Raw genomic sequence first — 8,939 nt, forward strand, 5'->3', positions numbered from 1 at the left:
CTTTATACGTTTTTAGCACTTTGCATAAGTGCTTCTATATCGCTAATTTTTTTAGGTACGCTTAGGGTCAAGTTTTCATGGCCGGTTTCGGTAACTAGCAAGTTATCTTCGATACGAATGCCAATGCCTTTGTATTTTTGCGGTGCGCTTGAGTCTTCGCTTATATAAAGCCCTGGCTCTATAGTGAGTACCATACCCGGCTCAAATGCCCGCTCAGCGTTATTTACTTTGTAATCGCCAACATCATGTACATCTAAACCAAGCCAATGCCCAAGCCCGTGCATGTAATATTCTTTACACGCACCTTTTGCCATTAGCTCGTCAAAGTCGCCGGTTAAAATACCTAAATCAAGTAAACCTTGGGTCATTACTTCCATTGCTAGTTTATTAGCATGCGACATATAACCACCGGGTTTTACCTCATCAAAAGCAACTTCTTGCGCTTTAAGTACAATATTATAAAGCGCGGCTTGCTCTTCGCTAAATTGACCATTTACCGGAAATGTACGAGTAATATCGGCGGCGTAACCTTGCAACTCGCACCCAGAGTCTATAAGTACCAGATCACCATTTTTTAATACGTCGCTATTTTGCGTGTAATGTAAAATATTGGCGTTGTCGCCACTACCAACAATTGTGCCGTACGCAGGATGAGGCGCACCGTTCATTGCATAATGATGATGTAGCTCTGCCTCTAGCTGAAATTCAGTAGCTCCCGCATGCGAATAACGCATAGCGCGCATGTGCCCTCGCGCACTAATTTCACAGCCTTCTCGCATAACATCTATCTCGCTTGGCGATTTAAACAAACGCATTTCGTGAATAAGGCCGCGTATTTCTTTTAAATTACTCGGTGCTTTGAGGCCTTTTCGAGAGCCACTTCGAAGCGTACCTAGTAACGAAAACACTTTGGTATCAAATGAGGGGTAAGCACCTTGTGCAAAATAGAGCGCATTTTTTGCATTTAGCATATCGAGTGTTTTATCGTTTAATTCACTTAGCGGGTAAGCTTCATCAAACAGGTAGTCACTTTTAGCTTTATCAAAGCCAACTCTGCGGCCATGCCAAATTTCTGCAAGCTTGTCTTTATCTAGGCAAAATAAAGTACTGGGTGCATCGCTGTTATTACAGAGTACAAGTACGGCGTCGGGTTCGTTAAAGCCAGTTAAGTAAAAAAAGTCGCTATCTTGTCTAAATGCATATTCGGTATCGCGGCTGCGCGTCACTTCGCTCGCAGCGGGAATAATAGCAACGCTATTTTCATCCATTTGAGCAAGTAAGCGCTCGCGACGTGCTTTAAATTCTGACTTTTGTACTTCAACCATTATTAACCAACCCGTTTTACTTTTTAAAAGTTAATGAAGTGTTTTTTTAGTACTTTGCGTGCTTTGCTCTTTACCAAGCTCTGCAAAACAAAGTAGTGCTGATACACGCACATATTCAATCACTTCGTGCAGCGCTTGGCTGTCTTCTTCGGTTTCTTCAAAAGTAGTATCTAGGCGAGTGATTTCGCTAAAGTCAGTAATAACCTCTTTAACATCACTCGATAGTTTACCGTAGTCTTTTTGCTTTAAACCAAAACCAAGCATAAAACCCGCTACCCATGATACGAGGCCATTAGCCTGATCGATGAGTGTTTCGTCGTCGCTTGGTAAAAATAAATCAAACTGAAATTCATCATCATTAAAGCTCGCGACTACTTGCTTATAAATAGTGCCAAAAAACTGCTTTAAATCGTTACTAAACGATTCACCATCGTTAAACACATCACTCAAAAGGCCTAAGTATTCTTTGTCGTCAATGGTTAAACCACACGCAAGTAAACCACTAATCACACCATGCGCTTCAGCAGGTGATACAAATATTTCGTTTTTTTCTAAAAGCAGTTGAGCTTTTTCGTAATCGGGTAAATCGTTCATAATCGAATCTTCGCTTTGCAAGTTAAGGCAATGCTACCACTCGATAAAAAGCAACTCCAATTAATTGTATGATCAAGCTCAAAAACCATGCGATAAAGTAAATGATGAGTTAAAGGTGCGGAAAAACTAAGCGAACGGTTTAATTTTTTACGTTTGGGGTTTAAGGATTGGATTATGTCTTATATACTTAAATTGTTCCCTGGGGTACCGGAGCTTAGTTAAGTCCCTGAGCCGATAAATTTTATACCAGGGTTTCTGTTCGTCTACTATTGTGCAGGCTCGGCATGTACCGAGAAGCCTACGGTAAACCGCAGATTCCCGCCCTGAAACCTTCTGGTTTCAGGACTGAAACCGAGTACCGTATCTTGGGGAACACCTTTTTAGCAAACCCTCGCCTTTAAAAGGCTTTATCAAAAAAGAAATTAACCTTCCTGTTTATTCTTATATTTATCTAAATTTTTTATTCACTTGTCTTCAATTGTCTAATATTACTTTTTAGCTTATAAAAAAGCCGCAGGTAATTACTTACCTACAGCTTTAATAATCACGCATTAAAGAGTGAAGTTATTTAAACCAACCTTGAAAACGCTCCATTAGCATGTAGTTTATTGGTACTAACAATAAAGTAATAAAGGTAGCAAAAATAATCCCAAACCCTAAGCTCACCGCCATTGGTATTAAAAACTGTGCCTGAGTCGCTTTTTCAAACAGTAATGGCATTAAGCCAATAAAGGTCGTTAAACTAGTTAGCATTACAGGGCGAAAACGTGATGCACCTGCAATTTTTATAGCATCGAGAACTTTACCACCTTCACTGCGCTTTTTATTAATAAAATCAACGAGTACAAGCGAATCATTTACCACCACCCCGGTTAGCGCAAGCATACCGAGTAAACTCATAATAGTTAAGTCCATTCCCATAATCCAATGTCCTACTACAGCACCTATCATGCCAAATGGAATAACACTCATTACTATGATTGGTTGTAAGTAAGATTTAAGCGGTATTGCTAATAGCGCATAGATTATGAAAAATACAAACACAAGTGCCCAAGCCAACGACCCAAACGACTCTCTTTGCTCTTTAGCCTCACCTTCTAGTTTGTAATCTACTCCAGGATATTGCTGCATTAACCCATCTAAATACTCCGTTAGGTCAGCCTGCAGTATGGTCATGTTGGTATTATTTTTTTCGATATCGGCTGTTACGTTTAATGTGCGGTAACGGTCTATTCGATTAATAGTTGATGGACTTTGCCCAGCAGTAAGTGTTGCCACGTGCGATAAAGGCACTGAGCCTCCATCAGGCGTATTTATAAGTATGTTTTGTAGGTCAGCTACAGAGCGGCGCTCATCTATAGGTAAGCGTACCATTACACGTACGTCATCCCTGCCTCGCTGAATACGTTGTGCTTGCGAGCCAAAAAACGAGTTACGTACTTGTCCTGCTACATTGACTCTATTTAAGCCCAGCGCTAAACCTTGTTGCGTAAGCTCTATTTGTAACTCTTCTTTACCGTCGGACATACTATCGGCAATATCAAATACCGTTGGATAGGTCGATAAACGGGTTTTAATGTGATCAGCCACGTCTTGTAAAATAGTCAACGAAGTGCCGCTAAGCTGAACATCAATTGGGTCAGAACTTCGGCCAATTTCGGCTCTAAACGTTAAACTTTCGGCGCCTGGTATGACACCAATTAAATCGCGCCATTCGCTGGCGAGTTCTCGTGATCCTATGTCTGATTCACGCTTTTCAGCCGGTGTTATTTCAAAGCGTACAGAGCCTGAATTAGATACACCACCACGCCCGCCTGTTGTGGCTAATATATTTAAAATAACGCTTTCGCCAGTATCTGGATCGCGGTACTTTTCTTGTAATTGCTGCGCCTTTTGCGACATGTCAATTACGTATTTATTAGTTACTTCAAACGGTGTACCTGTCGGTAGTGTTAAGTTAACGCGGACTGTTTCGCTTGGTATGCGCGGGAAAAATACAAACTTAGTCCAACCGCTGGTGATCATGGTTAAAATTATAACAAATACACCAATAAACAAGCTTACCGAAGCCAATTTATGGCGCAGTGCTAAATTTAAAGTGGGTTGATAGTATTTTAAAATCGCGTTTTCAAATCCATCTGCAAAACGCTGTTGAATAACATCAAACTTTGAAGGTTCGCCTTTTTCGTGGCGTAGTTTTATATATTTTAAATGTGCTGGTAGTACAAATTTAGATTCAATCAATGAAAACAATAATACCGGAATAACCACTACCGGTATTTGTGCAAACAAGGCACCACGCGCCCCTTCAATAAAGGCCAAAGGTAAAAAGGCAGCAACGGTAGTTAACACACCAAATGTTACTGGTGTTGCTACTTCTTGAGTACCTAAAATTGCGGCTTGCTCGCCCGACTTAGCCGTTTTTAGATGGGTGTAAACGTTTTCGCCGGTAACTATGGCGTCATCAACAACAATCCCCAGTACCAATATAAAGCCAAATAAGCTCATAATATTAAGGGTTACGCCAAAAATAGGCATAGCTATAAACGCGCCCATAAACGAAACCGGAATACCAATAAATACCCAAAATGCAATTGCAGGGCGTAAAAACAAAGTAAGTAAAGCGAGTACTAAAATACCGCCTTGTAAAGCATTGGTAGTAAGGGTCGAAATACGACTTTTAACCAGCTCCGAATCATCATCCCAGTAACTTAATTCAAACCCTTGTGGGAGAGAACTTTGTTGCTCTTTTATGTAGTTTTTAACATCGTCAGCAACTGTAATCGCACTTTGTGGACCAATTCGATATACGTCGATAAATGCAGCTTGCTTACCATTAAAGCGAGTACGTACTGGTGTTTCTTCAAAATCGTCTTTTATAGTCGCTATATCACCTAAGCGAATAATAGTGCCATCGGCTTGGTTTTTAACAACAATGCTGGCAAATTCATCTTTACGATATGCTTGCCCTTTAGAGCTTATAAGTACGTCCCCGCCTTCTGTTTTTAAGTTACCAGCAGAAATATCTGAGCTTGAGTTTGAAATAGCACTCGATATTTGTGCCAAGCTTAAATCGTACTGACGAAGAATATCTTGGCTTACTTCAATGGCTATTTCGTAATCACGAACGCCACTTAGCTCTACCTGCGTTACATTAGGTAAACGTAGGATTTGATCGCGTACTGTTTCTGCGTATTCGCGGGTTTCTTTTTCGCCATAGTCACTCGATACGGTAACCGCGATAACTTCACGAATTCGCTCAGCAAGCGCTACTATCGGCTTTTCAGCATCGGCTGGAAAAGTGTTAATTGCGTCTACACGACTTTTTATATCAGCTAAAAGCTCACGAGGGTCGTAACCGCTTTCCACTTCTATTGTCACAGAGCCAGAACCTTCAGAAGAGCGACTAAATATTTGCTTTATGCCCTCTAAATCTTGTACTGCTTCTTCTATTCGTATAGTTACACCTTGCTCTACATCCTCTGGTGTTGAACCACGCAAACTTACATTTACGCTTATCATGTCAGTTTCGAATGAAGGAAATACCTCAAGCGGTATTTTGCTTGATAAGCTAAAAAGTCCCGACAGTAACAGCGTTACTAGCAATAAGTTAGCAGCAACATGGTTTTTGGCAAACCAAGCGATCATGGCTTATCTCCTTGCTTTGCTGCGCGGCGTTTTTTTAGCTCTTCAACACTAATACCCTGCTCTTTTGCTTTTTGCTCAAGCTGCTCTGGCGTCGGGCGCTTTCCTTTACCTTGCCCATTAGCTCCTCGGCTTTTAGGTTGCTCTGTGCTTTGTTCGCCTAAAATACTTACCTGAGTTCCAGAACTCACTTGCCCTAGTGGAGTAATAACCAGTTTATCATTTGGATTTAATCCCGTTTTTATCATCGCTTGTGTCGCATTTTGCCAAGCAAGTGTAATGTCTTTACGCTTAAGTACACCCTCTTCAACAACATAAACATACGTCCCTTGATAAATAGTACTGTTAGGGATTATAAGTGCGTTAGGAACTGTTTTACCGGTAATTTGCGCCTTTATGTATTGCCCTATTTTTATTGGGTACTGGTTATTAGCCGTTGCTTTATATGGGTCGTTAATTTTAGCAACTACGTAAAGCTGTTGTGCACCTTCATCTATAGCACCTTCGGTACGCGCTAGCTGCCCTTGCCACGTTTGCTCACCCACTAAGTCAGAGGTAAATTTAACAATTGAACCTGCTTGATTTTTGGCGCCATCACGATATTGCTCTGGTAAATTTACGAACGGAAGATCTTTATTTTTAATCGGTAAACGAATCTCTACGCTATCGATTGCGTAAATAGTGGCAAGCTGGGTATTGTTAGTAACAACTTGCCCCAAATCAACACTACGGCTGAGTATACGCCCGGCGTATGGCGCGGTTACTTTAGTGCGCTCTAAATCAAGCATGGCTTTTTCAAGTACTGCTTGCGCCGATAAAACTTCTGCTTCGGCTGCTGCAAGTTGTGGTTCACGCAGTACTAAGCTGCTTGCCTGATTTGAGCCGCCAAGGCGTTTCCAATCAGTAATAGCTTGTTGTCCACGCGCTTTTTCTTCTAATAAGCCTTGCTCTGCCGTTAATAAATTGGCTTGAGCAGATTTAACTTCAGCTTGATGATCTCTATCGTCTAGCTTTAAAAGTACGTCGCCCTTTTCAAAAAAGCCGCCTTCTCTAAAGTCATCACTTACTTCAATTATTTGCCCAGATGCCTGAGCAACTAATAAACTTTGTGTACGTGGTTTTACCGTACCGTAGCTATCAATCATCACTTGGTAATTTTGTGGTTTAAGCTCAAGCGCAGCCACACTTATTGATGCTTTAGGAGGTGAGCCAAAGCGTTTAGCCTCTGGCGGATTACCTTTAATAAACATAACAATTAAAATAGTGGCAATAATAACCACCGCTGGAATAATAATTTTTGCTGTTTTAGTTTTCATCATTATTGCTCTTTAGTTCACTTGAGGGCTTTGCAAAATCACCACCAAGGGCAACGTGTAAGTTAATTCTGTTAGCTATTAATTGGTTTTTAATGTCGATTAAGGAGCTTTGTGCATCGAAAGACCTATCTTGTGCGTCAAGCACCGTAGTGTAAGTTACCAAGCCACTTTGATATTGCTCAAACGACAACTGCTCTGCTGCAAGTGCGTTTTCTTGCGCCTCAAGGGTGCTGCTATATTGTGATTTAAGAGACTGCTGCTGTGAAATCGCATTCTCTACATCACCAAATGCATCGTAAAGCGTTTGCAAATAAAGTTGCTCTTGCTTTTGAGTATTAAGGCGCGCTATTTCTTCATTCGCTTTTAAGCGTCCGCCCTCAAAAAGTGGTGCTGAAATACTACCTAATAACGACCATGCAAGGCTTGATGGAGAAAACAAGTCGCTTACTCTGTCGGTGCTATCACTTAGTGAAGCTGTTAAATCTAAACTTGGAAAGCGTTGTTTGTGCGCATACGCCAATGAAGCGTCGGTGGCTAAAAGATCATACCAACTTGCTCGCAGCGTAGGTTTACGTGTTATAAGTTCAGAAGGTAAGCCTAGTGGAATATCGGTATTAATAACGGGTAAGTCGCTACTAGCAGTAATGGCACCTTTTGGGTATTCACCCAGTAAACGCTCAAGTACACGTGCTGAAGCCGATAGGTTCGCCGTTTGAGTGGCAATGCGAGCGCGTTCAGTATTGAGCTCATTACGGGCTAAATATACATCGAGTGCTTCGTTTATACCTTGGCGATAGCCAGACTCGATAATATCTAGGTTTTGCTGTGCGTTAGCTTCTCTGCGTTTAAATAAATCGAGTAATTGTTGTGATGTAACAACATCAAACCAGCCTGTTACCACATCAGCAACGAGTTGCTGTTTAGCTTGCTCAAACCGTGCCTGTTGCGCTAAATAGTTAAGATTAGCTTCGCGTTTTGAATCAGAAAGCTTACCCCATAAATCAACCTCGTAAGTTAAGTTTAAACTAACTGAACTTGCGTTGTCGTAGCTCACTGGGCGGTTGTCTTTACTACGGCTAGTACGCGTTGATAAATCGAGGCTAGGCCAAAGCGCAGCACCCGATACTATAAGCTGTTGTTTTTGAATTTCTACATCGTAACTAGTTTGTAAAAGCTGTTGGTTATTTTTAAGTGCTTGTTGTACAAATTTGTTAAGCGTAGGGTTTTGTAGTTGTGTAAGCCATTGCTCTTGTACTTTTAATACCGAGCTTGATGCTTCTTGCTGCCATTGATGTGGCATATTATTAGGCGCTTGCATGCGCTGCGACGAGTTAAAATCACTCGCACAGCCGCTAAGCAGCATCACACTAATTGCCAATAGGGTTGGCTTGCATTGCCAAATCATAATTAAACCTAAATTACTGCTATTTATGAACGTAATTCAAGCACTTTGGCAACTTTTGCTCAACCTACTTTACATAACATTACATAGCTAGCGATGAACTAACATAATAGCCAGTTATACGGTAAAAATGAGCAAATGATCAGCAATTTTTAATAATAAAAAATTAACTTTTTGTAGTGTGTCTAAGAGATTATACCAATTCGCTTAATTAAGTGATCTATTTTGAGGTAAGAAAATCGTGTCGATAACAAGGCAAAAATTTCGTTATTTTTGTCCTATATCAGAAATTTTTAACGCAGTTAACGGCAGATTTAATCACTCAAATTAATTAAGTATTATTGCGGATTGGTATTAGACATATAGAAACAGAAAAGCCCCGCTATAAGCGAGGCTTTTGAATAAATGGTGCCGACTAACCGAGTCGAACGGTTGACCTACTGATTACAAGTCAGTTGCTCTACCAGCTGAGCTAAGTCGGCACACAAAACTGTGTGCTAAGGCACGTTCAATTTTAAAGATTGAGAACTTTTATAAAGCACTTAAAATAAAAAAACCTTGCATAAGCAAGGCTTCTCAATAAATGGTGCCTCGACGCGGAATCGAACCACGGACACGAGGATTTTCAATCCTCTGCTCTACCGACTGAGCTATCGA

The 8,939-nt window shown here is 40.9% G+C and carries 5 protein-coding genes, 1 tRNA gene and 1 other RNA gene; 1 reads left to right on the top strand and 6 read right to left on the bottom strand.

Annotated features, from left to right (window positions below):
* Positions 1 to 2: 2 nt before the first annotated feature.
* The gene (gene pepP / locus I6F42_RS14600; RefSeq protein ID WP_197152617.1) at positions 3 to 1,325 is read right to left on the bottom strand and encodes a Xaa-Pro aminopeptidase; all 1,323 of its coding nucleotides are present in this window, start codon (positions 1,323 to 1,325) and stop codon (positions 3 to 5) included.
* 30 nt (positions 1,326 to 1,355) lie between these two features.
* A complete protein-coding gene (locus I6F42_RS14605; protein WP_007587323.1) occupies positions 1,356 to 1,919 on the bottom strand; it encodes a UPF0149 family protein in 564 nt (187 codons plus the stop codon).
* A gap of 193 nt (positions 1,920 to 2,112) precedes the next feature.
* Between I6F42_RS14605 and ssrS the strand changes: the two genes are divergently transcribed.
* Positions 2,113 to 2,295: non-coding RNA, 6S RNA (gene ssrS, locus I6F42_RS14610), on the top strand.
* A 188-nt stretch (positions 2,296 to 2,483) separates the two neighbouring features.
* Here the strand turns inward: ssrS and I6F42_RS14615 are convergent.
* From I6F42_RS14615 to I6F42_RS14630, 4 genes are all read right to left on the bottom strand, one after another.
* Positions 2,484 to 5,567 (bottom strand): efflux RND transporter permease subunit, encoded by a 3,084-nt coding sequence (locus I6F42_RS14615; RefSeq protein WP_024589701.1) that lies wholly within the window; start codon positions 5,565 to 5,567, stop codon positions 2,484 to 2,486.
* Positions 5,564 to 6,880 (bottom strand): efflux RND transporter periplasmic adaptor subunit, encoded by a 1,317-nt coding sequence (locus tag I6F42_RS14620; RefSeq protein WP_010554901.1) that lies wholly within the window; start codon positions 6,878 to 6,880, stop codon positions 5,564 to 5,566. The genes I6F42_RS14615 and I6F42_RS14620 overlap by 4 nt, the downstream gene beginning before the upstream one ends.
* Positions 6,870 to 8,285, bottom strand: coding sequence for an efflux transporter outer membrane subunit (locus I6F42_RS14625; RefSeq protein ID WP_197152619.1), 1,416 nt, complete (start codon positions 8,283 to 8,285; stop codon positions 6,870 to 6,872). The genes I6F42_RS14620 and I6F42_RS14625 overlap by 11 nt, the downstream gene beginning before the upstream one ends.
* Positions 8,286 to 8,688: 403 nt before the next feature.
* Positions 8,689 to 8,764, bottom strand: a tRNA-Thr gene (locus I6F42_RS14630).
* Positions 8,765 to 8,939 lie beyond the last annotated feature (175 nt).

It is taken from the genome of Pseudoalteromonas sp. SWYJZ12 (genome assembly GCF_015864395.1).
GTDB classification, from domain to species: domain Bacteria; phylum Pseudomonadota; class Gammaproteobacteria; order Enterobacterales; family Alteromonadaceae; genus Pseudoalteromonas; species Pseudoalteromonas arctica.